Source organism: Micromonospora sp. WMMD987 (genome assembly GCF_029581435.1).
Lineage (GTDB): Bacteria > Actinomycetota > Actinomycetes > Mycobacteriales > Micromonosporaceae > Micromonospora > Micromonospora rifamycinica.
In genome coordinates, this window is sequence record NZ_CP120861.1 from 1,766,716 (window position 1) to 1,792,273 (window position 25,558).

The 25,558-nt window shown below is 72.5% G+C and carries 19 protein-coding genes; 12 read left to right on the plus strand and 7 right to left on the minus strand.

The window, feature by feature from the left end:
• Entirely contained in the window at positions 1-1,398 is a 1,398-nt protein-coding gene (locus O7612_RS07755) for a stress response protein (protein WP_282271741.1), read from the minus strand.
• A 432-nt stretch (positions 1,399-1,830) separates the two neighbouring features.
• On the opposite strand from O7612_RS07755, the gene O7612_RS07760 reads away from it, so the two are divergent.
• Together O7612_RS07760 and O7612_RS07765 are read left to right on the plus strand one after the other, a co-directional pair.
• Entirely contained in the window at positions 1,831-2,745 is a 915-nt protein-coding gene (locus tag O7612_RS07760) for a DNA-processing protein DprA (RefSeq protein WP_282271769.1), read from the plus strand.
• A gap of 160 nt (positions 2,746-2,905) precedes the next feature.
• Positions 2,906-3,478, plus strand: a complete 573-nt coding sequence (locus O7612_RS07765; protein ID WP_282271771.1) for a phosphoribosyltransferase — start codon at positions 2,906-2,908, stop codon at positions 3,476-3,478.
• Between the two features lie 27 nt (positions 3,479-3,505).
• On the opposite strand, the gene ilvD is transcribed toward O7612_RS07765, so the two are convergent.
• A complete protein-coding gene (gene ilvD / locus O7612_RS07770) occupies positions 3,506-5,353 on the minus strand; it encodes a dihydroxy-acid dehydratase (RefSeq protein ID WP_282271772.1) in 1,848 nt (615 codons plus the stop codon).
• 110 nt (positions 5,354-5,463) lie between these two features.
• On the opposite strand from ilvD, the gene O7612_RS07775 reads away from it, so the two are divergent.
• The 5 genes from O7612_RS07775 (at position 5,464) to serA (ending at position 14,263) form a co-directional block, all read left to right on the plus strand.
• Positions 5,464-7,875 carry a bifunctional diguanylate cyclase/phosphodiesterase gene (locus tag O7612_RS07775; protein ID WP_348774275.1) on the plus strand — a complete coding sequence of 804 codons (2,412 nt, stop codon included), beginning with the start codon at positions 5,464-5,466 and terminating at the stop codon, positions 7,873-7,875.
• Between the two features lie 239 nt (positions 7,876-8,114).
• Entirely contained in the window at positions 8,115-10,001 is a 1,887-nt protein-coding gene (locus O7612_RS07780) for an acetolactate synthase large subunit (RefSeq protein ID WP_282271775.1), read from the plus strand.
• A gap of 66 nt (positions 10,002-10,067) precedes the next feature.
• Positions 10,068-10,583 (plus strand): acetolactate synthase small subunit, encoded by a 516-nt coding sequence (gene ilvN, locus O7612_RS07785; protein ID WP_067307043.1) that lies wholly within the window; start codon positions 10,068-10,070, stop codon positions 10,581-10,583.
• Between the two features lie 70 nt (positions 10,584-10,653).
• Positions 10,654-11,667, plus strand: coding sequence for a ketol-acid reductoisomerase (gene ilvC, locus O7612_RS07790; RefSeq protein ID WP_282271778.1), 1,014 nt, complete (start codon positions 10,654-10,656; stop codon positions 11,665-11,667).
• A gap of 997 nt (positions 11,668-12,664) precedes the next feature.
• Positions 12,665-14,263 carry a phosphoglycerate dehydrogenase gene (gene serA, locus O7612_RS07795; RefSeq protein ID WP_067310990.1) on the plus strand — a complete coding sequence of 533 codons (1,599 nt, stop codon included), beginning with the start codon at positions 12,665-12,667 and terminating at the stop codon, positions 14,261-14,263.
• 212 nt (positions 14,264-14,475) lie between these two features.
• Here the strand turns inward: serA and O7612_RS07800 are convergent, their stop codons facing one another.
• Positions 14,476-14,832, minus strand: a complete 357-nt coding sequence (locus tag O7612_RS07800) for a hypothetical protein (RefSeq protein WP_282271783.1) — start codon at positions 14,830-14,832, stop codon at positions 14,476-14,478.
• Positions 14,833-15,190: 358 nt separating this feature from the next.
• The gene (locus O7612_RS07805) at positions 15,191-16,066 is read right to left on the minus strand and encodes an FAD:protein FMN transferase (RefSeq protein ID WP_282271785.1); all 876 of its coding nucleotides are present in this window, start codon (positions 16,064-16,066) and stop codon (positions 15,191-15,193) included.
• 220 nt (positions 16,067-16,286) lie between these two features.
• Here O7612_RS07805 and O7612_RS07810 point away from each other — a divergent pair, with 220 nt between their 5' ends.
• Positions 16,287-17,318, plus strand: coding sequence for a 3-isopropylmalate dehydrogenase (locus O7612_RS07810; RefSeq protein WP_282271786.1), 1,032 nt, complete (start codon positions 16,287-16,289; stop codon positions 17,316-17,318).
• Between the two features lie 106 nt (positions 17,319-17,424).
• The gene (locus O7612_RS07815) at positions 17,425-18,522 is read left to right on the plus strand and encodes a branched-chain amino acid aminotransferase (protein WP_282271788.1); all 1,098 of its coding nucleotides are present in this window, start codon (positions 17,425-17,427) and stop codon (positions 18,520-18,522) included.
• Positions 18,523-18,644: 122 nt separating this feature from the next.
• Here the strand turns inward: O7612_RS07815 and O7612_RS07820 are convergent, their stop codons facing one another.
• The 3 genes from O7612_RS07820 to O7612_RS07830 all read right to left on the minus strand — a co-directional run bounded on the left by O7612_RS07820 (position 18,645) and on the right by O7612_RS07830 (position 21,473).
• Positions 18,645-19,937, minus strand: a complete 1,293-nt coding sequence (locus O7612_RS07820) for a serpin family protein (RefSeq protein ID WP_282271790.1) — start codon at positions 19,935-19,937, stop codon at positions 18,645-18,647.
• Positions 19,938-20,121: 184 nt separating this feature from the next.
• A complete protein-coding gene (locus O7612_RS07825; protein WP_282271792.1) occupies positions 20,122-20,880 on the minus strand; it encodes a tyrosine-protein phosphatase in 759 nt (252 codons plus the stop codon).
• Between the two features lie 134 nt (positions 20,881-21,014).
• Positions 21,015-21,473: a PRC-barrel domain containing protein gene (locus O7612_RS07830; RefSeq protein WP_282271795.1), complete on the minus strand. Its 459-nt coding sequence runs from the start codon at positions 21,471-21,473 to the stop codon at positions 21,015-21,017.
• Between the two features lie 276 nt (positions 21,474-21,749).
• Here O7612_RS07830 and cimA point away from each other — a divergent pair, with 276 nt between their 5' ends.
• From cimA to O7612_RS07845, 3 genes are all read left to right on the plus strand, one after another.
• Positions 21,750-23,348, plus strand: a complete 1,599-nt coding sequence (gene cimA, locus O7612_RS07835; protein WP_282273834.1) for a citramalate synthase — start codon at positions 21,750-21,752, stop codon at positions 23,346-23,348.
• 292 nt (positions 23,349-23,640) lie between these two features.
• Entirely contained in the window at positions 23,641-24,162 is a 522-nt protein-coding gene (locus tag O7612_RS07840) for a hypothetical protein (protein WP_282271797.1), read from the plus strand.
• A gap of 344 nt (positions 24,163-24,506) precedes the next feature.
• A complete protein-coding gene (locus O7612_RS07845; RefSeq protein ID WP_282271798.1) occupies positions 24,507-25,556 on the plus strand; it encodes an AAA family ATPase in 1,050 nt (349 codons plus the stop codon).
• The last annotated feature ends 2 nt before the right edge of the window (positions 25,557-25,558 follow it).

Sequence of the window (25,558 nt, forward strand, 5' to 3'; positions counted from 1 at the left end):
TCATTCCTCCGCCGCTGCGGCGGACCCGAGCCGCATCGCCCCCGCCACCGGACCGTCGAACTCCGGGGCGTCCTGGGAGGAGATGGCGGTGGAGACGAGACTGGCGGCCACCGGCTGCACCGGGGCGACGTCGTCGGGGGTCCGTAGGCGGGGTGGCGCGGGCATCCACGGCTTCAGGTTCTGGATGATCTGCTCGTAGAAGTCGTCGATCGCCATCAGCACGGAGTCGATGAACGCACCCCGTCCACTGCCGCGCTTGGTACCCGCCGTGGTGCTCTGGGCGATCCGGAAGGCGCGCAACTCACGGGACGGATCGCTGATCAGCGTGGTGGGCTCCTCACGTACGCGGCGCAGGAGGTCCGTGGCGCCGCCGCCTCGGGCATGCATGGCGAACGCCTCGATCCGTACCGTGTCGGGTGCGTCCTTCAGTTGCCGGACCAGCCAGTTCACCCTCGTCGTCGGTCGACCGGAGCGGGGAGCGTCCACGTCGACATGACAGACGATCTGCCCGGCCCGCAGGTCGGCCGTGACCTGAAGTGCTCCGACCGCACCGGGAATCCTGATGCTGCCCGTCAGGCTCCCGGTGGTGACGAGCTGGTTCACCAGCGACTGGCTGCGACCGGCCGGGTCGGCGAGATCCCGCCGACTCAGCGCGGGGGTGACCTCGGTGCCCAGCTGCCGGCCGAGCCGCAGGCAGGCGTAGCGGATCAGCGCGTCGAAGCGGCCGGCCACCTCCGCAGCGCCGCTGTCGTTGGCCCGTATGGTCCCGGCGGAAACCCCGTCGCGCACCGATACCCAGGCCGGTCCCATGTCGCTGAACTCCAGCGCGCCGGAGCGGGGGTGCTCCAGATACCTGATCAGCTCGCCGAGGACCCATGCCTGGTCCGGGTCGGCCACGCCGCGGTGCTCCTTCTGGAGTACCGCCTGGGTCAGGATCTCGGTCCAGGGCAGGTGGTACAGGGCGACCCTGCGCAGCTTGCGGCGGTCGACGGGGGTCGGGTGCTGGCCCGGTACGGGCGCGATCTCGTTAGAGATCGTGACGAGGGCGTCGAAGCCCTGTTCCCGGGCGACGTCGAGGTACGCCTCCAACTGCTCGGTCCGCAGCGTGTTGCTGCCGGTCTTGACCTCCACCAGGGCGGTCCACTGGCGCTGTCCCCGGGTCACCCGGATCAGGCCGTCCGGAAAGAGCTGCTGGGTGCCGAGTTTGAAGGGCACCTCGATGAAGGTCTGCACCGTGCCGGCCGGCGCACCGAGGGACTGGGTCAGGACGCGCCCGAATTCCCGTACCGCGCTCATCACCGCCAGCAGGGCGGACGTCGCCCGGCGTTCCTGTTCCGCCGCGCCGCTGATGCCTGAGGTGGGGATCAGACGGGCGGCGAGCCAGGTCTCCTCGGACATGCGACGACTCCTCGTGAAGGCGGTGGTACGAGAAGTTACTCGGCGAACAGGGGAGAAACCGGCGCGACCGTGGGCGCGAACGCACCGAAGAAGCTGCCTGGTCGGAGGGCAGTCGATCCTCCTGGCCTGCTGCGGTCGTCAGACGGAGAGATCGACCTCACCGCTTTGGTCCAGGAGGACACTTCTGTCCGGTAGTGGACTGCGGCTGGCGGATCGGCCTCACTCGACCCGGCAGGGCCGCCCATCGCCACGGCGCAACCGGCTCCGGTCTGATCGTGAAGGCGACGACCTGCGTGATCCCTGATTGACGTGACGTGTCGGGGAACATATGTTCGACGTGTGGGGGAAAGGTCCGGAGCCGACGAGGTCGCCGCCGCGCCGCCGGGTGGCCAACACGCCACCGGGCCCGCGCCGACACCTAGGATCAGGCCCATGGACCGGGCGACGGTGGAACGGGCGGCGCTGGTAGCGCTGCTACGCCAGTCCGCCCTGAGCTGGTCTGATGTCACCCACGAGGTCCAGGAAACCGGCACCGCGCTCGGCGTGCTCGCGCGGGTGGTCGGCGGGGCGGACACCCTGCTTCCCGACACCCGCTCGGTCGACTCACTCATCGAGGCGGCGGCCGGAGACCTGCTGGCCTGGCAGACGGAGGGCATCACCGTCCGTGCCTTCTTCGATGAGGACTACCCGTCCCAGCTCCGCGACATCCGGGAGATGCCACCGGTGCTGTTCGCGCGGGGATTCCTGTGGCCCGATCCCCGTGCCATCGCGGTGGTCGGCAGCCGGGAAGCCAGTAACCGTGGCCTGGAGGTAGCCGGGTCGGTGGCGACCTCGCTGGTCGGACGGGACGTCACCGTGGTCAGCGGCCTGGCGAAGGGGATCGACACCGCGGCGCACGAGGCTGCGCTCGCGGCCGGTGGGCGCACGGTCGCGGTGATCGGCACCGGCATCCGTCGCCACTATCCCGCCGGCAATCGGGCGCTCCAGGAGCACATCGCCGGGGTGGGACTGGTGATCAGCCAGTTCTGGCCGGACGCCGCCCCGACGAAGCAGAGCTTCCCGATGCGTAACGCCGTGATGAGCGGTTACGCCGCCGCGACTGTCGTGGTGGAAGCCGGCGAACGCAGCGGAGCCCGCATCCAGGCGCGGCTGGCGCTCCAGCACGGCCGTCCGGTGGTGCTCACCGAGCAGGTCATGCGGCACGACTGGGCGCGCTCGTTCGCCGACCGTCCCGGGGTCCACGTCGCACGCGGCACGATGGAGTTGATAGAGGCGGTGGACGCCATCCTCGACCAGGTGCCGACCGCCCCTGAGCTGGAGGGTTTTCCTGAGTTCGCCAACCTCTGACCCCTGGGCCAGGGTCCGGGGCTATGTCGAGACCCAGCGGAACTTCCTGCGCAACCCGCTGGCCGCCGGGGAACTGATCTGCCCGATCTGCCGAGGAGTCCGTAGCGCCGGCTACGCGTCCTGCTATCCGTGTCGGGAGCAGCGCACGGAGTCCGGCGGGTTGCTCGCCGACGTGGTGGTGCCGATCTCGTACTCTCCGCGCAACGGCCAGCATCATCACCACCTGCGGTCGTACAAGTCCACTCCGGCGTCGGCGCAGGCGAGGTGGAATCTGCTGGCGCTGCTGCTGCTGTTCCTGAGGGATCACCTGGACTGCGTGGCCGGCGGTATGGGCGGTGCACCGACCCACGTCATCGCCGTGCCCAGCACCCGGGGGCGGCCCGGTCCGCACCCCCTGCAACAGATGGTCGGCGACCGGCTGGGGTTGCCCTGGCTCGCCGCCGTGCCGAATCCCCGCTACGGCCCCGAGGCCCGGCGGTTCCAACGCGACTGGTTCTCCGTCCGGCTTCCTGACCCCGCAGGTTCCGCTCGACCCCTGGTCCTCGACGACACCTGGACGACCGGCTCTCGGGCGCAGTCGCTCGCACATACGCTCAAGACCGCCGGTGCCACGACGGTAGGTGTCGTGGTGCTCGGTCGGCACGTCAACCCGGAACACGCGGCGTCCCGGCCCCTGCTCACCCTGATCGAGGAGCCGGTGTTCGACCTGACGGTGTGTGCCGTCGAGCGCTGAGCGCGCCACCAGCCCGCCGGGGCCTGCCTACTCCGGGACGCGACGGTACGCGCCGTCGCTGGCCGAGGTGGCCATCGAGGCGTACGCGCGCAGGGCCGCGGACACCGGGCGCTGCCGGTCGAGCGGGGTGTACGGCCGGTCCCGCTTCTCCTGGGCCACCCGGCGGGCCGCCAGCACCTCCTCGGGCACGTTCAGCACGATGGACCGGGCCGGGATGTCGATGACGATCTCGTCGCCGGGCTCGACCAGCGCGATCAGGCCTCCGGAGGCCGCCTCGGGGGAGGCGTGCCCGATGGAGAGCCCGGAGGTGCCGCCGGAGAACCGGCCGTCGGTGAGCAGCGCGCAGGACCGGCCCAGCCCACGCCCCTTGAGGAACGAGGTGGGGTAGAGCATCTCCTGCATGCCGGGGCCGCCCCTGGGCCCCTCGTAGCGGATCACCACGACGTCCCCGGCGACGATCTCCTTGGCGAGGATCGCCGCGACCGCGTCGTCCTGCGACTCGTAGACCTTGGCCGGGCCGCGGAAGGTCAGGCACTCCTCGGGCACCCCGGCGGTCTTCACCACGCAGCCGTCCGGCGCGAGGTTGCCGTGCAGGATGGCCAGCCCGCCGTCGGTGCTGTAGGCGTGCGCCAGGTCCCGCACACAGCCCTCGGCGGCGTCGGTGTCCAGGGTCGACCAGCGGTTGGTGGTGGAGAACGGCTCGACGGTACGTACCCCGCCCGGCGCGGCGTGGAACAGCTCGACCGCCGCCGGGGTGGGTGAGCCGCCCCGGACGTCCCAGTCGGTGAGCCACTGGGCCAGTGAGGGGGAGTGCACCGCGTGCACGTCGCGGTGCAGCAGGCCGGCGCGGTCCAGCTCGCCGAGGATGGCGGGGATGCCGCCGGCCCGGTGCACGTCCTCCATGTGGTAGTTCGGCGAGTTCGGGGCGACCTTGGCCAGGCAGGGCACCCGGCGGGAGACGGCGTCGATGTCGGCGACGGTGAAGTCCAGTTCGGCCTCGCGGGCGGCGGCGAGCAGGTGCAGGATCGTGTTGGTCGATCCGCCCATCGCCACGTCGAGGGCGATCGCGTTGTCGAACGCCCTGCGGTTGGCGACGGCGCGGGGGAGCACGGAGGCGTCGTCGTGGTCGTACCAGCGCCTGGAGATGTCGACGACGGTGCGCCCGGCCTCGACGAAGAGGGACCGGCGCGCGGCGTGGGTGGCCAGTGTCGAGCCGTTGCCGGGCAGGGCCAGGCCGATGGCCTCGGTGAGGCAGTTCATCGAGTTGGCGGTGAACATGCCGGAGCAGGAGCCGCAGGTCGGGCAGGCGGAGCGTTCGATCTCGCCGAGCTGGTCGTCGGTGACCGCCTCGTTGGAGGAGGCGACCATCGCGTCGATCAGGTCGATCTTGGAGTGCACCACGCCCTCGATGGCCACCGTCTTGCCGGCCTCCATCGGGCCGCCGGAGACGAAGACGGTCGGGATGTTCAGCCGCAGCGCGGCCAGCAGCATCCCGGGGGTGATCTTGTCGCAGTTGGAGATGCAGACCAGGGCGTCCGCGCAGTGCGCGTTGACCATGTACTCCACCGCGTCGGCGATCAGCTCCCGGCTGGGCAGCGAGTAGAGCATCCCGCCGTGGCCCATGGCGATGCCGTCGTCCACGGCGATGGTGTTGAACTCGCGCCCCACCCCGCCGGCCTCGGCCACCGCGTCCGCGACCAGGCCGCCCATGTCCTTGAGGTGGACGTGGCCCGGGACGAACTGGGTGAAACTGTTCGCGATGGCGACGATCGGCTTGCCGAAGTCGTCGTCGGTCATCCCGGTGGCCCGCCAGAGGGCCCGGGCGCCGGCCATCGTCCGACCGTGGGTGGAGGTCCTCGACCGCAGCTCAGGCATGGGTACCAGTCTTGCACCGTCCGGCCGGCGGCAACCACCGCGCGCGCCGTGTCCCAACAGTTGCACACCCGGTACCCCGTGGCCGGTGCCGATCCGGCACAGTTGGGGTCGTGCGTTTACCCCCGGGCATGGTCGCCGTGGCGGTGTTGAGCGGCCTGCTCGCCGCCGCCGCCGCCGCACTGCTGGCCGATTCGGCCCGGCGGCGGGGCGGGCCGCACCGCCAGGCGCATCTGCTGTTCGCCCTGGCCGCCACGATCGCCCTGGTCACTCTGGCCGCCGGTGCCGTGGCCCTGCTCGGGGCGACCGAGCACGGTGCGCACCCGCGCGGGCGGCACATGGGCTGGGCGTCGGTCATCGCCGTCGGCACCGCGCTGACCGGGTTGGCGTTCTGCGCCGGGCTGCTCCGGCTGCCCGGCGCGATGGCGGCCCGGTCCGCCGCCGCCCGGCTGCTGCTCGACGGGCTGATCGTGGCCACCTCCATCTGGTTCGTGGGCTGGGTGCTCCTCTCGGAGCCGACCCGGCTGCTCGGGCCGGGTACGCCGAGCGCCTGCCCGGCGATCCTGCTCGCCTCGGTGACCGCGGCGCTCACCGCCGGCCTCACCGGGATGGTGGTGGCCCGCGCCGACGGCCCCCGGACCCGCCTGGCCCTGCTCGGCACCGGCATCACCGCGACCGCCACCGGTGGTCTCGTGGTGGCCGCCGGGGTCTGCCAGGGCGGCTCGGGGATGGCGGTGACCGGGATGGCGCTGCTCGCCGTGGGTCTGCTCGCCGGGGCGCTCGCGGTGCACCGGGTGGACGCCCCCGGCCAGGTCGACATCGACCTGATCCGCCGCGACGGGGAGTACGCCTTCATCCCGATGTTCGCGATGGCCGCCTCGGCGATGTACCACCTCGTGCAGGGCGGCCGGTTCGACGCGTTGGGCATCGTCGCCGGCAGCCTGGAGGGGTTCGCGCTGGTCACCCGGCAGTACCTCACCCTCAACGACGTCCGCCGGTACGCCGGCCGGCTGGCCGAACGGGAGGCGCACTTCCGGGAGCTGGCCCACACCGATCCGCTGACCACCCTGGCCAACCGGCGCGGCCTGCTGCGCGAGATGCAGCGCTGCGCCAGCGAGGGGGCCGACTGCGTGCTGCTCGGGCTCGACCTGGACGGCTTCAAGAACGTCAACGACATGCGCGGCCACGACGTCGGCGACATGGTGCTGGCCGAGGTGGGCCGGCGGCTGCGGAGCAACCTGCGCCCCGGTGACCTGGCCGCCCGGCTGGGTGGCGACGAGTTCGCGGTGCTGATGCGGGGGCGTCCGGCCGAGGCGGACGCGGTGGCCGAGCGGCTGCTGGGGGTGCTCGGCCGGCCGTACGACCAGGCGGGTGGGGCGGTCTTCCTGTCGGTCAGCATCGGGGTGGCCGGGCAGGGCGGCGATCCGGACGTGGTGGGCCTGCTACGCCACGCCGACCTGGCCCTGCGCTACGCCAAGCAGCGTGGCAAGAACCGGGTCGAGCGCTACGACGGCAGTTACGACCGGTTGCTGACCCGGCGTACCCGGCTGGAGCACGAGCTGCGCGGCGCGATCGAACGCGACGAGCTGCGGTTGGCGTTCCAGCCGGTGGCCTCGCTGCCCTCGGTGCGGCCGGTGGGCGCCGAGGCGCTGCTCCGCTGGCACCACCCCGAGCTGGGCAACGTCCGCCCGGACGAGTTCATCCCGCTGGCCGAGGAGTGCGGGATGATCGCCAAGCTGGGGGCCTGGGTGCTGCACCAGGCGTGCTGGCAGCTGTCCCGCTGGCTCGCCGACGGCCACGACGTCTGGGTGTCGGTCAACGTCTCCCCGCACGAGCTGCACGCCCCGGAGTACGTGGTGCAGGTGGCCGAGGCGCTGCGCGCCCACCACGTGCCGCCGCAGCGGCTGGTGCTGGAGGTCACCGAGCACGCCGTCGCCACCGACCTGGACGAGCTGATCCGCCGGTTGACCGCGTTGCGGCTGACCGGCGTCCGGATCGCGTTGGACGACTTCGGCGCGGGGTACTCGTCGCTGGGGCAGCTCCGCCGGCTGCCGATCGACATCCTCAAGATCGACCACAGTCTGGTCGCCGAGCACGAGCCGGTCCGTCCGGTGGGTCGGGACGGACCGGCCTTCGCCCCGATGGTCGACATCGTCATGCGGCTGGGTCACCAGCTCGGCCTGGAGGTGATCGCGGAGGGGGTCACCACCCCGACGGAGCTGGCCGCGGTGGTGGCCGCCGGGTGCCGGTTCGGGCAGGGTGCGCTCTTCGGCTGGGGGGTGCCGGCCGAGCACCTGGAGGCGATGCTGGAGGCGGCCACCTCACCCGGTGCCCGTCCGGCGTCGGCTCCGCCGGCCCCGCCTCCGGTGCCGCCCCGACCGGCCCCGTCGCCGTTGCTGCCCCGACTGCGGTCCCACCCGCCCGCGTCGCCGCCGGTGCCCGCCCCACGCCCCCCGCAGGGGGAGTCCGCGCAGGCCGGACCGGTTGACGAGGCACCCACCGGGGACGGCGTCCCCCGTTCGTGAACCAACATGTGGGATCAGTTGACTCATCGCGTGAGATGCGTCAGGCTTGGCCCATGTCGTCGAACCGGTCGCTGCGAGTACTTACCTGAGCGCACTCTCCCGCTGTCGAGAGTGCGCTGGCCCCGTGCATCTGCACGAGGGCCGTTTTTGTTGCCGTCGGAACCCCGGGGCGCGTCACGCGCTCCTGTCGCACCTGTCGTAGCAGCTCCACCCAACTCCAGCCGAAGGCCTGAACCGCCATGACGAGACCCACGCCAGAGACCCTCGCCCACTCCGCCCGGCGGGCCCGCACGGTCACCGAGCCGACCGGCGACGCCGACCCCACCACCCCGCCGCGCGGCACCGCCGCCGCGGCCACCCCGGCCGTACGGCCGTCCGGGCCGCTCCCGGTCTCCGGTGCCGGTTCGTTGGTGCGGTCCCTCGAGGCGCTCGGCGTCGACGTGGTGTTCGGCATCCCCGGCGGGGCGATCCTGCCCGCCTACGACCCGCTCTACGACTCCTCGGTGCGGCACATCCTGGTCCGGCACGAGCAGGGCGCGGGGCACGCCGCCACCGGGTACGCGCAGGCCACCGGCCGGGTCGGCGTGTGCATCGCGACCTCCGGGCCGGGCGCGACGAACCTGGTCACCCCGATCGCCGACGCGTACATGGACTCGGTGCCGATCGTCGCGATCACCGGTCAGGTGTCCCGCCCGATGATCGGCACGGACGCCTTCCAGGAGGCGGACATCCAGGGCATCACCCTGCCGATCACCAAGCACAACTTCCTGGTGCAGACGGCCGAGGAGATCCCGCAGGTGCTCGCCGAGGCCTTCCACCTGGCCGCGACCGGGCGGCCCGGACCGGTGCTGGTGGACATCCCCAAGGACGTCCTCCAGGCGGCGACCACCTTCTCCTGGCCGCCCACCCTGGACCTGCCCGGCTACCGGCCGACGCTGCACCCGCACGGCAAGCAGATCCGGGAGGCGGCCCGGCTGATGAGCGGCGCCCGCCGGCCGGTGCTCTACGTCGGCGGCGGGGTGCTCAAGGCCGGTGCGTCCGAGCCGCTGCTCCGGCTGGCCGAGCTGACCGGCATCCCGGTGGTGACCACCCTGATGGCGCTGGGGGCGTTCCCCGACTCGCACCGCCAGCACCTGGGCATGCCCGGCATGCACGGCACCGTGGCCGCCGTCTACGGCCTGCAGAAGTCCGACCTGATCGTGGCGCTGGGTGCCCGGTTCGACGACCGGGTGACCGGCAAGCTGGACTCGTTCGCCCCGGACGCGACGGTGGTGCACGCCGACATCGACCCGGCCGAGATCGGCAAGAACCGGCACGTGGACGTCCCGATCGTGGGTGACGCGAAGCACGTCATCGACGAGCTGATCGCGGCGGTGACGACCGAGCAGAAGGCCGGTCGCCGGGCCGACCTGGCCGACTGGTGGCACCAGCTCGACGACCTGCGGGGGCGGTACCCGCTGGGCTACGACGAGCCCGCCGACGGCACCCTCTCCCCGCAGTACGTGATCAAGCGGCTGGGCGAGATCGCCGGCCCGGAGGCGATCTACGTGGCGGGGGTCGGCCAGCACCAGATGTGGGCGAGCCAGTTCATCTCGTACGAGAAGCCGGGCACCTGGCTCAACTCCGGCGGCCTCGGCACCATGGGGTACGCCGTCCCGGCGGCGATGGGCGCCAAGGTCGGTCGGCCGGACACGGTGGTCTGGGCGGTGGACGGCGACGGTTGCTTCCAGATGACCAACCAGGAGCTGGCCACCTGCGCGCTGGAGGGCATCCCGGTCAAGATCGCCCTGATCAACAACGGCAACCTGGGCATGGTCCGGCAGTGGCAGACCCTGTTCTACGAGGGGCGCTACTCCAACACCGAGCTGGGCACCCACAAGCACCGCATCCCGGATTTCGTCAAGCTGGCCGAGGCGCTCGGCTGCGTCGGCCTACGCTGCGAGAACGCCGACGACGTCGACAAGACGATCGAGGCGGCGATGGCGATCACCGACGCTCCCGTGGTGATCGACTTCGTGGTCGGCAAGGACGCGATGGTCTGGCCGATGGTCGCCGCCGGCACCAGCAACGACGAGATCATGTTCGCCCGGGGCGTCCGCCCGACGTTCGACGAGGACGACATCTGACATGAGTGCCCGATTCCCCGGGACCGTGCGGTGGCACGGCCCGACCGAGCGAAGCGAGACGGTGGCATGACCCTGCACACCCTGTCCGTGCTGGTGGAGAACAAGCCGGGTGTCCTGGCCCGGGTCTCCGGCCTGTTCTCCCGGCGCGGGTTCAACATCGACAGCCTGGCCGTCGGTGAGACCGAGAACCCCGACGTCTCCCGGATCACCATCGTGGTCAACGCCGACTCGTCCCCGCTGGAGCAGGTCACCAAGCAGCTCAACAAGCTGGTCAACGTACTCAAGATCGTCGAGTTGGACCCGCAGGTCTCGGTGGCCCGGGAGCTGCTGCTGGTCAAGGTCCGGGCGGACCGTACCGCCCGCGCGCAGGTGCTGGAGACGGTCGCCCTGTTCCGGGCCCGGGTGGTCGACGTCGCGCCGGACACCCTCACCGTCGAGGCCACCGGCACCCCCGACAAGCTCGACGCGCTGCTGCGCGACCTCGAGCCGTTCGGGATCAAGGAGATGGTCCAGTCGGGCACGGTGGCGATCGGTCGGGGTTCGCGGTCGATCACCGCCGGCCCCGCGCTGCGCGCCGCCTGACCGCGCCGCCCCCCGCCACCGCACACAGTCCACGACGGTCCGACGAGACCGCCGTACGAAAGGGAAGTCAATGAGCGTTGAGGTGTACTACGACGACGACGCCGACCTGGGCCTGATCCAGGGCCGCAAGGTCGCCGTGATCGGGTACGGCAGCCAGGGCCACGCCCACGCGTTGTCGCTGCGCGATTCGGGTGTCGACGTGGTGATCGGCCTGCCGGCGGGCTCCAAGAGCCGCCCGAAGGCCGAGGAGCAGGGCCTGCGGGTGCTCACCCCGGCCGAGGCGTCGGCCGAGGCGGACGTGATCATGATCCTGGCGCCGGACACCGCCCAGCGGACCATCTACGCCGAGTCGATCGCGCCCAACCTCGCCCCGGGCAAGGCGATCTTCTTCGGTCACGGCTTCAACATCCGGTACGGCCTGATCACCCCGCCGGCCGACGTGGACGTGGCGATGGTCGCCCCGAAGGGACCCGGCCACCTCGTCCGCCGTCAGTACGTCGACGGCAAGGGCGTGCCCTGCCTGGTCGCCGTCGAGCAGGACGCCAGCGGCAACGCCTTCCCGCTCGCCCTGGCGTACGCCAAGGGCATCGGCGGCACCCGGGCCGGCGCGATCAGGACCACCTTCACCGAGGAGACCGAGACCGACCTCTTCGGCGAGCAGGCGGTCCTCTGCGGCGGCGCGGCGGCCCTGGTGCAGACCGGTTTCGAGGTGCTCACCGAGGCGGGCTACGCCCCCGAGGTGGCCTACTTCGAGTGCCTGCACGAGCTGAAGCTCATCGTCGACCTGATGTACGAGGGCGGCATCGCCCGGATGCGGTACAGCATCTCCGACACCGCCGAGTACGGCGACCTGTCCCGGGGCCCGCGGGTCGTCGACTCCCGGGTCAAGGACGAGATGCGCAAGATCCTCGGCGAGATCCAGTCCGGCGAGTTCGCCCGCGAGTGGGTGGCCGAGGACGACGCCGGTCGGCCGAACTTCGCCAAGTGGCGGGCCGAGGGCGCGGCGCACCCGATCGAGGAGACCGGACAGAAGCTGCGCTCCATGATGAGCTGGGTGGACCGCCCGCTCACCGAGACGGCCTGATCCACCCGCCGCGCCGACTCCCGGTAGGCACCCGGTAGGCACCCGGCGGGCCGAGCCCCTGGCTGGGCGCTCGGCCCGCTGGGCATCCGCCCGGTGCTCGCTCGCTGGCCACCCCGCGGTGCTCGCGCCCCGCTGGGCATCCGCCTGCTGAGCCCTCGGCGCGTTGAGCCTGCCGCGGGATGGGCGGTTGGCGGGCTGCTCTGGTCGTCGCCTTCGTCGGGCGCGTGTCGCGGCTGACCATTATCCCGGGAGAGAGCGGTATGCCTGACAGGCATAAATATTCCTGTCAGGCATACCGCTCTCTGTGTAACCAGGGGTGAGCGGCCGTCGCAGCGCACCGCACGTGTCCGTGGCCGCAAGGTTCCGCATGGCCGCATAACGCATGTCGCACATGCTGTAGGGCGGTAAGGCTCCGTATGACGGCACGCACTGCGTGGCCGCATGTACCGGCATACCGGACGGGCCCGCGATGGGCGCACGTGGGGGGACACTTCGCCACCCTGGCGCCCTGGCTGCTGCCGGCGGCGCTGCGTGGCCGCATGCCGCCCATACTGCGTGCCGCTCGTGCCGCTCGTGCCGGGCGTGCGCTCGTGCCGGGTGTGCCGGGCGTGCGCTCGTGCCGGGTGTGCCGCGTGTCGCACGGGTCCGCGTGGCCGCGCGGGCCGCGCACATGGGCGGTCCCGGTGGCGGGTGCATCGGGCACGTGCGCCGTGCGCAGGGCCTGGTTCACCTGGCGGGACGGGGTGATCGATGCCTCACCGGCCCCGACCGGCCCGCGCCGTGCGCCGACGAGCCGGATGAACGGCAGATGACCGGCGTGCGACAACGCTGTGTGAGGGCGCTCACCCCGTACTCCGGGGCATGCCGACCGGGGCGGCCCCTACCATCCTTGGTGGGGTGCGTGACCGGCACCTGACGGCCATGGCACGGATCGGCGCAGGGCGCATCGCGGCGCCCGGTCGCCCCGGCCGACCTAAGACGACGTCTACGAGGACCGATGAATCCTGTCGTACTGATCGCCGAAGAACTCGCTCCCGCCGCCATCGAGGTGCTCGCGCACGACTTCGACGTGCGCCACGTCGACGGCACCGACCGTCCCGCCCTGCTCTCCGCGCTGGCGGAGGCCGACGCGGTGATCGTGCGCAGTGCCACGCAGATCGACGCCGAGGCGATCTCCGCCGCGCCGCGCCTGAAGGTGGTCGCCCGGGCCGGCGTCGGGCTGGACAACGTCGAGGTCCCGGCCGCGACCGCGCGGGGCGTCATGGTCGTCAACGCCCCCACCTCCAACATCGTCTCCGCCGCAGAGCAGGCCGTCGCGCTGTTGCTCGCCGTGGCGCGGAACACCGCCAGCGCCAGCGCCGCGCTCAAGGCCGGCGAGTGGAAGCGGTCCAAGTACACCGGCGTCGAGTTGCAGGGCAAGACCGTCGGCGTGGTCGGCCTCGGCCGGATCGGTGTGCTGTTCGCGTCCCGGATCGCCGCCTTCGGCACCCGGCTGATCGCGTACGACCCCTACATCCAGCCGGCCCGCGCCGCCCAGCTCGGCGTCCGCCTGGTGGGGCTGGAGGAGCTGCTGCGCGAGGCCGACTTCATCTCGATCCACCTGCCGAAGACCCCGGAGACGGTCGGCCTGATCGGCGAGAAGGAACTGGCGATCGTCAAGCCGGGCGTCCGGATCGTCAACGCCGCCCGCGGTGGCCTGGTCGACGAGCAGGCCCTGGCCGACGCGATCGCCGAGGGCCGGGTCGCCGGTGCCGGTGTCGACGTGTACGCCAAGGAGCCGTGCACCTCCTCCCCGCTGTTCGCCTTCGACAACGTGGTGGCCACCCCGCACCTGGGCGCCTCCACCCACGAGGCGCAGGACAAGGCCGGGCTGGCCGTGGCCAAGAGCGTCAAGCTGGCGTTGCAGGGCGAGTTCGTGCCGGACGCGGTGAACGTGCAGGCCGGTGGCGTCGTCGCCGAGGACGTCCGGCCGCTGCTGCCGCTGGCCGAGAAGCTGGGCCGGGCGTTCACCGCGGTGGCCGGCGGGGTGGCCGCCAGCGTCACCGTCGAGGTACGCGGCGAGATCGTCAACCACGACGTGTCGGTGCTCAAGCTCGCCGCCACCAAGGGGCTGTTCAGCTCGGTGGTCGAGGAGCAGGTGACCTACGTCAACGCGCCGCACCTGGCCGCGGAGCGGGGCGTCGAGGTGGCCCTGGTGACCCAGGCCGAGACCGCCGACCACCCGAACCTGGTCACCGTGCGGGGCGCGCTGCCCGACGGCCGTACGGTCAGCGTCTCCGGCACGGTCGCCCACACCGGTGCCCGGGACGTCCTCAAGCTGACCGAGGTGGACGGGTTCGACGTGGAGATCGGCGCGGAGGGCATCCTGCTCTTCCTGCGCTACGCCGACCGGCCGGGCGTGGTCGGCACCGTCGGCACGCTGCTCGGTGAGGCCGGCATCAACATCGCCGCCATGCAGGTGGCCCGTCGGGAGGCCGGCGGCGAGACGCTGATGACGCTCACCGTCGACCAGGCGCTCGGTGCGGACCTGCTCACCTCGGCCGCCGACTCGATCGGGGCGACCGCCGCCAGCGCGGCGGACCTGCGCGACGAGTAGTCCCACCGGCACAGCCCACGGAAGGACCCGACCGGCCCGGTCGGGTCCTTCCGTCGTCCACAGCCGACAGCCGGGGACGACGGGTCGACGGGCGCTGAGGAGCCCCGGGTCGGCGGACGCCCGGGGACGTCGGGGCCGGCGGACGTCCGGGGACGACAGGTCGGCGGACGTCCGGGGACGTCGGGGCCGGCGGACGTCCGGGGACGTCGGAGTCAGCGGGCGACGCGGGACGGCGGCGGGTAGACCGAGCCGTCCTGCGGGTCGAAGAGCATGAGGTCGTACTCGCCGGCCAGCCGCTCGATGTCCAGCAGCACCTGGTCCGCGCAGGTGGGGACGAGGTTCAGGGCCACGTGGTCGGCGGCGGCGTGCAGCGGTGAGACCTCCCACGGTGTGCCCTGGTGGGCGGGCCGGTCGGGATAGGAGGCGGTGAGGGCGCGGTAGAAGCCGACCACCCGGGGATCCGGATACCGGTCGCCGTGCTGCCCCTCGCGGCACCGCTGCACCGCCGACCGGACGTCCTCCGGCGTGGCCCCGTCGTGGAGGGCCCACACGCTCAGATCGAAACTCACGGCGGACAGCGTGCCATCACCCGTTCACCCGGGCGACACTGACCCGCCGTGCTTCCCGCAGGTGGTCGGGAGTGTCCGGTGGATACCGTCCGCTGTGGAGCCTCTTGCGTCGAGTTGCGTCGATTCGCTACCGTACCGGTGCGGTCACCGGGAACATCGAGGCGGCGGCCCGTCTTCGGGTGACGAGGTCGACCGTCCGATCGGCCGGTCCGCACCCCTCGAATGCGCGAGCCACGCGCACTCGTCGCTGACCGGCCCCCACGGTCGTTGCCGAGACCGTGGGGGCCGATCGCCGGCCCGTCGACCGCGCCACCCCGTGGACCCCCTCCACAGGTCGGCCGACGCGCCACGGCACCGCTCAGCGGCGCCGGTGGGCGAAGAGAGCCTGATACGCCGAGTCGGTGCGGAACCACGACAGCCCCGCCGGTCCGGCCGCGTACAACGCGGTCGCGTAGGCGTCGGCCACGGCCAGGTCCGGGCCGACGACGGTCGCGGCGACCAACTGTCCGGCCGGTTCTCCGGTGTGCGGGTCGACGACGTGCCCCTGCCGGCCGCTGACCCCGGAGGTGCCCACCGCGCCGGCCGTCATCTCCAGCACCAGCGGGGTCCGTCGGCCGTCGGTCGGATGGTGCACCGCCACCCGCCAGGGGCCGCCGTGCGCGGCGTGTCCGCGTACCGTCAGGTCGGCGCCGGAGAGCACCGCGTAGTCGACGATGCCGGCGGCGCGCAACCGGGCCGCGGCCCGCTCCACCGCCCAGCCGTTGAGCAGGCCGCCGGGGTCGAATCCGCCGGGGACGGCCCAGGCGTCGAACCAGCCGTCGGTCGCGGCCCGCATGGCCGCGCAGCGGTCGACCAGGTCGGTCAGCGGCGGGTACGACTCGGGGCTGATCTCGCCGCGCCGCAGCCGGGACACCAGGCTCTCCGGCCGGTTCGGCCCGTAGGTGAGGTCGATGGCCCGCAGCTCGGCCACGGCGTCGCGCAGCGCGTCGCCGACCGTCCGGCGGCCCGTCTCCTCCGGGGCGTTGAGCAGCAGGGAGTACTCGGCGGTGCCGGTCCGGACGCGGTGCTGCACGGCGATCCGGCCGCCGGGGGCGTCACCGGGCCGGTCGACGCGGTGGCTGCGGGCGCCCAGGCGCAGGTCGGGTCGACGCCGGGAGAACGCCGCCTGGTCCACCCATCGGGTGCGCGGTTGCGCGTCCAGTCGACCTGGCCCCTGCTGCTGCTCGGTCCGCATCACACTGCTCCTTCACGACGGTGCCGCGGCGTCGCGGCCGGTCCGTCCCGGGCCCCACGGCCCGTCGATGAGGACGACCCTAGGCAGTGGAGATGACCGCACCATGAATGCTGCCTGGGAGCCTGCTGAGCATTTCCGCGTCCCAGATCATGGAAGGCCCGTACCGGGAGCCGGGACGGCGACGTACCGTTCACGACAACGGACGAGGTGAGGAGTGCGGGTGGCGAGGATCGCGGTGGTGGCCGGGGACGGGATCGGACCCGAGGTGGTCGCGCAGGCCCTGAAGGTCCTCGACGCCGTGCTCCCCGGGGTCGAGGCGACGGAGTACGACCTGGGCGCGGCGCGGTACCACCGTACCGGCGAGGTGCTGCCCGACTCCGTGCTGACCGAGCTGGCCGGTCACGACGCCATCCTGCTCGGCGCGGTCGGCGATCCGACCGTGCCGCCCGGCGTGCTGGAGCGCGGCCTGCTGCTGAAGCTCCGCTTCGCCTTCGACCAGTACGTCAACCTGCGCCCGTCCCGGCTCTGGCCCGGGGTGGCCGGACCGCTGGCCACCGTGAAGCCGGGCGAGGTCGACCTGGTCGTCGTCCGGGAGGGTACCGAGGGTCTCTACGCGGGGGCCGGGGGCAGCCTGCACCGGGACACCCCGGCCGAGGTGGCCACCGAGGAGAGCCTGAACACCCGGCACGGGGTGGAGCGGGTGGTCCGGGACGCCTTCGCCCGCGCCGGTCGCCGGGAGCGCCGCAAGGTCACCCTGGTCCACAAGACCAACGTGCTGACCCACGCCGGGTCGCTGTGGGCGCGGACCTTCGCGGCCGTCGCCGCCGAGCACCCCGACGTCGACACCGAGTACCAGCACGTCGACGCCGCCGCCATGTTCCTGGTCACCCAGCCCCAGCGGTACGACGTGGTGGTGACCGACAACCTCTTCGGTGACATCCTCACCGACATCGCCGCCGCGGTGACCGGGGGGATCGGGCTCGCGGCCAGCGGCTGCATCAACCCCACCGGGGCGTACCCGTCGATGTTCGAGCCGGTGCACGGCTCGGCGCCGGACATCGCCGGCAAGGGGGTCGCCGACCCGGTGGCCGCCGTGCTCTCCGCCGCGCTCCTGCTCGACCAGCTCGGCCACGCCGACGCCGCCGCCCGGGTGACCGGTGCGGTCGCCGCCGAGCTGGCGGCCCGGACGCCGGGCGTAGCGTTGCGCACCGACGAGGTGGGGGACCGGCTCGCCGCCCACGCGGTCGCCTGATCCCACCCGGGCGGAGCTACCCGCTGAACGACCGTTCGGGTAGGTTTCTGGAATCAGCTCGGTGCGTGGTCCCCGCGCGCCGTCCAATCGCAGGGAGGTCAGCGCGATGAGCGGTGGTGACATGCTCGATTTCGAGATCCGTCCGAATGCCGCGCCGGTATCCGCCGTCGAGCGGGCCGCCCTGCTGGCCAACCCGGGGTTCGGCCAGGTCTTCACCGACCACATGGTGACGATCCGGTACGCCGACGGCAAGGGCTGGTACGACCCCCGGGTCGAGGCCCGCGCGCCGATCCCGATGGACCCGGCGAGCGCCGTCCTGCACTACGCGCAGGAGATCTTCGAGGGGCTGAAGGCGTACCGGACGGCCGACGGTTCCGTCACCATGTTCCGCCCGGAGGCCAACGCGGCCCGGTTCGTCGAGTCCGCCCGCCGGATGGCCATGCCGGAACTGCCGGCGGAGCTGTTCGTCGAGTCGTTGCACCGGCTGGTCGAGATCGACCGGGAGTGGATCCCCGAGGCCGCCGACGCCAGCCTCTACCTGCGGCCCTTCATGTTCGCCAGCGAGGTGTTCCTCGGGGTCCGCCCCGCCAAGGAGTACCTCTACTGCGTCATCGCCTCGCCGGCCGGCGCGTACTTCGCCGGCGGCGTCAAGCCGGTCACGGTCTGGGTCTCCCCGGACTACACCCGGGCGGCCCCCGGCGGGACCGGCGCGGCCAAGTGCGGCGGCAACTACGCGGCGTCGCTCTCCGCGCAGGCGGAGGCGATCGAGGCCGACTGCGACCAGGTGGTCTTCCTGGACGCGGTGGAGCGTCGCTACGTCGAGGAACTGGGCGGCATGAACGTCTTCTTCGTCTACGACGACGGTACCGTGGTCACCCCGCCGCTGAACGGCACGATCCTGCCCGGCATCACCCGGGACGCGCTGCTCTCCCTCGCCACCGCCTCCGGGCACCAGGTGGTGGAACGCCCGATCAGCTTCGCCGAGTGGCAGGCCGACGCGGAGAGCGGCCGCCTGCGGGAGGTCTTCGCCTGCGGCACCGCCGCGGTGATCACCCCGATCGGCCGGGTGCGCTTCCCCGGTGGCGAGTTCGTGATCGGCGGTGGCGAGGCGGGACGCTCCACCACCGCCCTGCGGGAGCGGTTGGTGGCGATCCAGCGCGGCGAGGCCCCCGACCCGCACGGCTGGGTCCGCCGCATCCTCTGACCGTCGCCCGTCGCCTCTCGGTGGCGACGGGCGGCCGGCGGTCCGCGGCCACGCCCCGTCGGCTGTTGCCGGCCCCTGCCCGCCGGGCGCGTACCCGGTGGTGTCGACCGCGCGCGGTCGGGTCAGGCCGGGCCGGTGGCCAGCGGGTCGTGGAGCCGGCCGATGAACAGCGGTACGCCGGTGAGCCGGTCGTGGATGACGTACAGGAACGGCCGGTCGACGAAGAACTGCGGCCCCTGCGGGATCGACGGTGGTCGGATGATGACGGCCGACGCGGCGGCGGCCTCGGTGCCCTTCTCGTCCACCGCGATGAAGGTCTCGTGCGCGACGTTGCCGATGCGCAGGGCCGGTTCGGTGCTCATGGCGGTGAAGTCGGCCGCCGCGGTGAACGCCGTGGGCATGCCGAGGCCGCCCAGCGCGGCACCCAGGTCGGCCGGTAGGCGGAACGTCCACCGGGGCAGACGCAGCTGGACGTCGACGGTCTGGAACCCGGTCAGCACCGCGCCCAGCCACGTCGCATCGAGGTTCGCCTCGACCGCCGCGAGACCGCCCCGGGTCGGCATGACGACGGCCATGGCGAGCCCGTCGCCGGCGTACGGCACGTCGACCGCGCGCCACCCGTCGCCTTCGAGGTAGCCCATCCGGTCGAACGGCCCGCGCATGACCGGGACGTGGACGACGGTGCCGTCGTCCCTGGTGAACGGCTGCACCGCCGTGGCGGTCGCGGTGAACGGGTACTTCCAGGCCGCCTTGAGGTAGGCCGTGTTGGTCAGCACCAGGCTGCTGTCGGGGCTCACGACACCGGGCCGCAACAGCTCCGGGATCCGCGCGTCGGTCCGGTCGGACACCCAGGTGTTGATCTCCTGGCGGGCCGCCTCCGGCGTGCCGCGGAAGTCGACCGGGTGCGGCACGGCACCGTAGTAGCCGGCCAGGGTGTCCCGGAACCCGGGCCGCAGGCCCAGGTCGGGCCGCGTCCACAGGGCGTTGGCCGTGGTCAGCCGTGCCTGCCTGGTGCCGTCGCCGTCCTGGTAACGGCCGGCGAGCGTCTGGTCGAGGGTGTTGAGCCCGCTGTCGAGCGCGCGGGGTCGCGGATACGGCGCGTGGAGCACCGTGTCCATCTCGTCCGCCGTGGTCGAGCCGGCACCCGCCCTGGTCATCGCGAGCGCGAGCCCCACCGAGTACGGCGCGCACACCACGTTGCCGCCGGCGCGGCTCGACGCCAGCGTGCGGTAGAGGTCGGCCGTGAAGCCGCGGACGGCGGTCGCGGCGGGCTGTGTCGTCGCCGGCTCGGGCGGTACGCGTACCGGTTCCGTCGACGTGGACGACGGGCCGGGCCGACCGGGGCGGCCGGGGACGGCGGCAAGTGCGGCGGCGGCGAGGGGTACCGCCCGCAGGACCGATCGACGCGAGACCATGTTTCGACAGTAGGGCAGTTCCAGGGAGGAAAGCCAGGTGGAACGGCACAATTAATCGAACTTTGGCAGTATATTTAACTCGCGCGTGGTAGGAGCACCCGGTCGGCGGGACGTCCCCCCGGGCCGCGACGTCGAACCACCGCCTCCCCGTCCGGCGGGGTCCGGCCGTTCGATCGGGGTGCGGCTACTCCGGTGGGGCGGGCCGCTCCAGCAGGTGGTCGCGGAGGGCGGCGAGCTGGGCGTCGGTGACCCCGGCGTGCCGCAGGTAGTCCTCGATCGAACCGTGCCGCTGGCGGAGTTCGTCGAGGAAGAGCGCCATCGCCTCGGCGGGGGAGCCCAGGAACGGCGCGGGCGGCTTCCGGGCGTCCGGCATGGCCTCCGCCAACCAGGCGCTGAACCGTTCGGACGCCTCGGTGCTCAGCGCGTAGTCCTCGGCGATCTGCTCGTCGTCGACGCCGAGCACCGCCAGGGTCAGCGCGCAGACGATGCCGGTGCGGTCCTTGCCCGCGACGCAGTGCACCAGGACCGGCGCGTTGGCGCTGTCGGCGATCAGGCCGACCGCCTCGGCCAACCCGGCGGTGCCGGTCTCGGCGAGGTCGGCGTACCGGTCGGCGAGGTAGCGGGCCAGGCTGGTGTCCGGCTCGTGCGCCCGTAGCCCCCACTCGGCGTGCTCGGGGTGGATGTGCCGGTAGGCCAGTCCGTCCAGGTCGGGAACCCGGCCGTCCCGGTCGACCTCGGACGGGCGACGCAGGTCGATCACGGTACGGATGCCGAGGGCGGCGAAGGCATCCCGGTCGGTGCCGTCGATCCGGTGCGGAGAGTCCGACCGGTAGAGCCGGCCCCAACGGACGGCACGGCCGTCCCGGCCGGGATAGCCGCCGACGTCGCGGAAGTTGAACATCGCGGAGAACGGGATGCGGCGGCTGTCCTCGATGGGTTTCATCCGGACACGGTAACGGTCGGCGGGGCGTGTGCGCGCCCCCACCGACCGTGCTCCGTGCGCCCGGATCCGGGTGCCCTGCGCAGCCTGGACCCGGGTGCTCTGCGCGTCCGCACCCGGGTGCCCTCCGCGCCCGGCTACCGGGCGGTGCCCGGGGGCAGGTTGCCGTAGCTGTCGTCGTAGTAGCCGCCCAGCCTGTCCCGGTAGGCCGGGTCGCCGTGGCTGGTCTCGTCGTACCCGGGAGCGGCCTTGATCTGGTCCCGGGTGCGGTCGACGTGGACCTTGCGGTCGTCGTGGTCGACCTGGGCGACGGTGCCGGCGGGGAGCATCACCTTCCTGCCGAAGATCCACGGTCCGGTGTCCACGACCAGGTAGCTGCCGCCCACCTCGTGGCTGGCCTCGTCGATCCGGCCGACGCCGCCGTCGGTGGCCTCGACCCGGTAGCCGACCAGGTCGACGTCGGCGACCCCGGCCTCGTCGCGGTAGCTCCACGGGTTGAACGGCCCGCCCGGGGCGCCGCCGGCGATCGCCCCCTGCCCGTCGTCGACCATCGGGTCGGTGGTGCCGTGGGCGGCGTGCGGGTCGAGCCGGTCCATGAGAACTCCTGCCCCGACTGTCGTCGTTGTTATCGGAGAAAAGTGCTTTCCTGTCCGCATCCGGGGTACCCGGCTGTGCCGCCGAGCACACCCGTCCCGACATGTGGATTCTGCCTCCCAAAACCGGGAGCGGGTGGCAGAGTGGCGACCGTGACCAGCTCCACCCGCATTATTGGCAGCTAGCGCGCCGGCCCACCCCTCCGCCGAGCGCGCAGACCTCCCGCATCCGCGGGGGGTCTTTTTGTTGCCCCCGAAGGTCCGAAGAAGGGACTCGTGATGATGTTCCAGGTCTACGACACCACGCTGCGCGACGGTGCCCAGCGCGAGGGGCTCAGCTACTCGGTGGTCGACAAGCTCGCGGTGGCCCGGCTGCTCGACGAGTTCGGCGTCGGCTTCATCGAGGGTGGCTGGCCGGGTGCCGTACCGAAGGACACCGAGTTCTTCCGCCGGGCGCGCACCGAACTGGCCCTGCGGCACGCCCTGCTGGTCGCCTTCGGCGCGACCCGCAAGGCCGGGGTGGCCGTCGCCGACGACCCGCAGGTACGCGCGCTGCTCGACGCGCAGACCCCGGCCGTCGCCCTGGTCGCCAAGGCCGACATCCGGCACGTCGAACGCGCGCTGCGCACCACCGGCGCGGAGAACCTGGCGATGGTCCGCGACACCGTCGCCCATCTGGTCGCCGAGGGGCGGCGGGTCTTCGTCGACGGTGAGCACTTCTTCGACGGGTACCGGCACGACCCCGGGTACACCGCCTCGGTGGTCGAGACCGCGCTCGCGGCGGGGGCCGAGCGGTTCGTGCTCTGCGACACCAACGGCGGGATGCTGCCGTCCCGGGTGACCGCCGCGATCACCGACCTGACCGCGCGGACCGGGATCGCCCCGGAGTCGTTCGGCATGCACGCCCAGAACGACACCGCCTGCGCGGTGGCCAACACGGTCGCGGCCGTCGAGGCCGGGGTCCGGCACGTCCAGGGCACCGCCAACGGGTACGGCGAGCGCCCCGGCAACGCCGATCTCTTCGCCGTGGTGGCCAACCTCCAGCTCAAGCTCGGGCTGCCCGTCCTACCCGACGGCTGCCTGGAACAGATGGTGCGGGTCTCGCACGCCATCGCCGAGATCGCCAACATCGCCCCCGACACCCACCAGGCGTACGCCGGGGCCGCCGCCTTCGCCCACAAGGCGGGGCTGCACGCGAGCGCGATCAAGGTCGACCCGTTGCTCTACAACCACGTGGACCCGTCGGTGGTGGGCAACGACATGCGGATCCTGGTGACCGAGATGGCCGGCCGGGCCAGCATCGAGCTGAAGAGCCGCGAGCTGGGTCTTGACCTGGCCGGCCATCCGGACGCCGTGTCGAAGGTGACCGCCCGGGTCAAGGAGCTGGAGGCGGGCGGCTGGTCGTTCGAGGCCGCCGACGCCTCGTTCGAGCTGCTGGTCCGCTCCGAGCTGCCGGAGGCCGCCCCGGTCCGGCCGTTCGCGCTGGAGTCGTACCGGGTGCTGGTGGAGCACCGGGAGGACGGCTCGGTGGTCTCCGAGGCCACCGTGAAGATCCGGGTACGCGGTGAGCGGGTGATCGCCACCGCCGAGGGCAACGGCCCGGTCAACGCCCTCGACGAGGCGCTGCGGGTCGGGATGTCCAAGCACTACCCCGAGCTGCGGCACTTCGAGTTGGCCGACTACAAGGTGCGCATCCTGGAGGGCACCCACGGCACCGGCGCGGTGACCCGGGTGCTGGTGGAGACCGCCGACGGCACCGGCCGGGACTGGACCACCGTCGGGGTGCACCCCAACGTGGTCGAGGCGTCCTGGCACGCGCTGGTCGACGCCCTCACCTACGGCCTCGATCAGGCAGCCGTCCCCAACGGCCATTCATGAATGGTCCGGCGTTCACCTTTCGCAATTTTGAGAATCGTTTTTCGAATGGCGAAACGCAATGATCAACTGTTGACGGTCCCCTTTTGGCGGTGTTACGTTTCCTCGTGGTTGAGGCGCCACAACGGAGCGTGGTAATCCCTGTTCAAGCCGGGTGTGTGGGGTTGGTCGACAGACAATTCCGTCCCGGCGGGGGCTATCTGCTCCCGCCTTTTCCGGCTTGCCCGCAGTAACCATCCGGCCCGCCGCACGGTGGGTCGGCCGTATCGCCACGGTCACAAAAGGGAGACCTGTCATGGCCACATTCTTCAGGCGTAAGGCGGCGGCGGTGACGCTCGGCGTCCTGGCGCTCACCCTGGCCGGCGGCGGGATCGCCGTCGCACAACCGGCGACCAAGGCCCCGGCCGAGGTGGCTCAACCGGGTGCCCGGGCGGCCGGTGCCACCGGTCAGCCGCCGGTGACGGCAGCCGAAGCCAAGCAGGCCCGCGCGGCACTGAAGGCCGCGCTCGCCCCGCCGGCCTCCGGCTCGGTCGCCTGGGCGGTCGTCGCCAGCGACGGCACCCTGCTCCAGCACTCGGCGAACGTCGTGTCGTCGACCAGGTACGGCACCGGGCAGTACCAGGTGCTGCTCGACTACAGCGTGGTCGGCAAGGCGTTCCAGGCCACCATCGGCACCAACGACCAGTTCAACGTGCCACCGGCCGGCGAGGTCTCGGTAGCCCCGCGCAACCAGACCCCGAACGGCGTCTTCATCCAGACGTACAGCTCCGGCGGATCGGTCTCGAGCAAGCCGTTCCACCTGTTCGTCGCCAACTGACGCGCGCCCGCGTCGACGGTGCCGGCCCCCGCTCCGGGGGTCGGCACCGTCCGTCGTGGAGTCCCCGGCACCGCCGGTGACCGCCCCCCGGCGGCCGGCCCGTCGTCGTCGGCGGTGGCCCCAGGCCGCTCCCCGGCGGCGGTGGCCCCAGGCCGCTCCCCGGCGGCGGTGGCCCCGGGCCGCCGCTCCGCACCCCGACCGGGGTCGATGGACCGGGCGGGGGCGAACGGCCGGGACGAGATTGCCGCCCGAACGGGCGGGTCGTCCCGGTCCGGTGGTGAAAGGGCCTGCCAGGGGCGGAATTTCCGACGTTTGCCTACCCACCGCCCCGGGAAGCAAGCACCGTGACGGACATCTCGGACACCCTGGCCAGCCTGCCCAGCGCGGTCGAAGCCGACGCGGCGGGCGCGGAGTTGGAACAGACCCTCTTCGAGGTCAGACGCGTGATCGTCGGGCAGGACCGGCTCGTCGAGCGACTGCTCACCGCGCTGATCGCCGACGGCCACTGCCTCCTCGAAGGGGTGCCCGGCGTCGCCAAGACGCTGGCCGCGCAGACCCTGGCCACCGTCGTCGGCGGCACCTTCACCCGCATCCAGTTCACCCCCGACCTGGTCCCCTCCGACATCGTCGGCACCCGGATCTACCGCGCCTCGACCGAGAGCTTCGACGTCGAACTCGGCCCGATCATGGCCAACCTGGTGCTCGCCGACGAGATCAACCGGGCCCCGGCCAAGGTCCAGTCGGCGCTGCTGGAGGCGATGGCCGAGCGGCAGGTCACCATCGGCGGGCGGAGCTGGCCGGTGCCGGAGCCCTTCCTGGTGCTGGCCACCCAGAACCCGATCGAGTCCGAGGGGGTGTACCAGCTCCCCGAGGCACAACGCGACCGCTTCCTCATGAAGGTCGTCGTCGACTACCCGGGCGACGCCGACGAACTGGCCATCCTCTACCGGATGAGCAGCGACCGGCCCCGCCCGCGCCGGGTGCTCGACCCGGCCCGGCTGCGCGACTACCAGCGCCGGGCCGCCCACGTCTTCGTGCACCACGCGCTCGCCGAGTACGTGGTCCGGCTGATCCTGGCCACCCGCGACCCGGGCCGCTTCGGGCTGCCGGAGATCGCCCCGTTGCTGGCGTACGGGGCCAGCCCCCGGGCCACCCTCGGTCTGGTCGCCGCCGCCCGCGCCCAGGCGCTGCTGCGGGGCCGCGAGTACGTGCTGCCCGAGGACGTCCGTGAACTCGCGGTCGACGTGCTCGCCCACCGGCTGGTGCTCTCCTTCGACGCGGTGGCCGACGGGGTCTCCGCGGAGGCGGTGGTGCACCGGCTGGTCCAGGCGGTCCCGCCGCCGGTGCTCGCCACCGGCCACCCCGAGTACGCGCCCGCCCTGGGGGCGGCGTGAGA

Bases quoted from the DNA above. Each gene is read 5' to 3' on its own strand.
- O7612_RS07755 (WP_282271741.1), bottom strand. From the start codon at position 1,398: ATGTCCGAGGAGACCTGGCTCGCCGCCCGTCTGATCCCCACCTCAGGC.
- O7612_RS07840 (WP_282271797.1), top strand. From the start codon at position 23,641: ATGGCCACATTCTTCAGGCGTAAGGCGGCGGCGGTGACGCTCGGCGTC.
- O7612_RS07820 (WP_282271790.1), bottom strand. From the start codon at position 19,937: ATGGTCTCGCGTCGATCGGTCCTGCGGGCGGTACCCCTCGCCGCCGCC.
- O7612_RS07830 (WP_282271795.1), bottom strand. From the start codon at position 21,473: ATGGACCGGCTCGACCCGCACGCCGCCCACGGCACCACCGACCCGATG.
- ilvC (WP_282271778.1), top strand. From the start codon at position 10,654: ATGAGCGTTGAGGTGTACTACGACGACGACGCCGACCTGGGCCTGATC.
- O7612_RS07780 (WP_282271775.1), top strand. From the start codon at position 8,115: ATGACGAGACCCACGCCAGAGACCCTCGCCCACTCCGCCCGGCGGGCC.
- O7612_RS07825 (WP_282271792.1), bottom strand. From the start codon at position 20,880: ATGAAACCCATCGAGGACAGCCGCCGCATCCCGTTCTCCGCGATGTTC.
- O7612_RS07805 (WP_282271785.1), bottom strand. From the start codon at position 16,066: ATGCGGACCGAGCAGCAGCAGGGGCCAGGTCGACTGGACGCGCAACCG.
- ilvD (WP_282271772.1), bottom strand. From the start codon at position 5,353: ATGCCTGAGCTGCGGTCGAGGACCTCCACCCACGGTCGGACGATGGCC.
- ilvN (WP_067307043.1), top strand. From the start codon at position 10,068: ATGACCCTGCACACCCTGTCCGTGCTGGTGGAGAACAAGCCGGGTGTC.
- O7612_RS07815 (WP_282271788.1), top strand. From the start codon at position 17,425: ATGAGCGGTGGTGACATGCTCGATTTCGAGATCCGTCCGAATGCCGCG.
- O7612_RS07760 (WP_282271769.1), top strand. From the start codon at position 1,831: ATGGACCGGGCGACGGTGGAACGGGCGGCGCTGGTAGCGCTGCTACGC.
- cimA (WP_282273834.1), top strand. From the start codon at position 21,750: ATGATGTTCCAGGTCTACGACACCACGCTGCGCGACGGTGCCCAGCGC.
- serA (WP_067310990.1), top strand. From the start codon at position 12,665: ATGAATCCTGTCGTACTGATCGCCGAAGAACTCGCTCCCGCCGCCATC.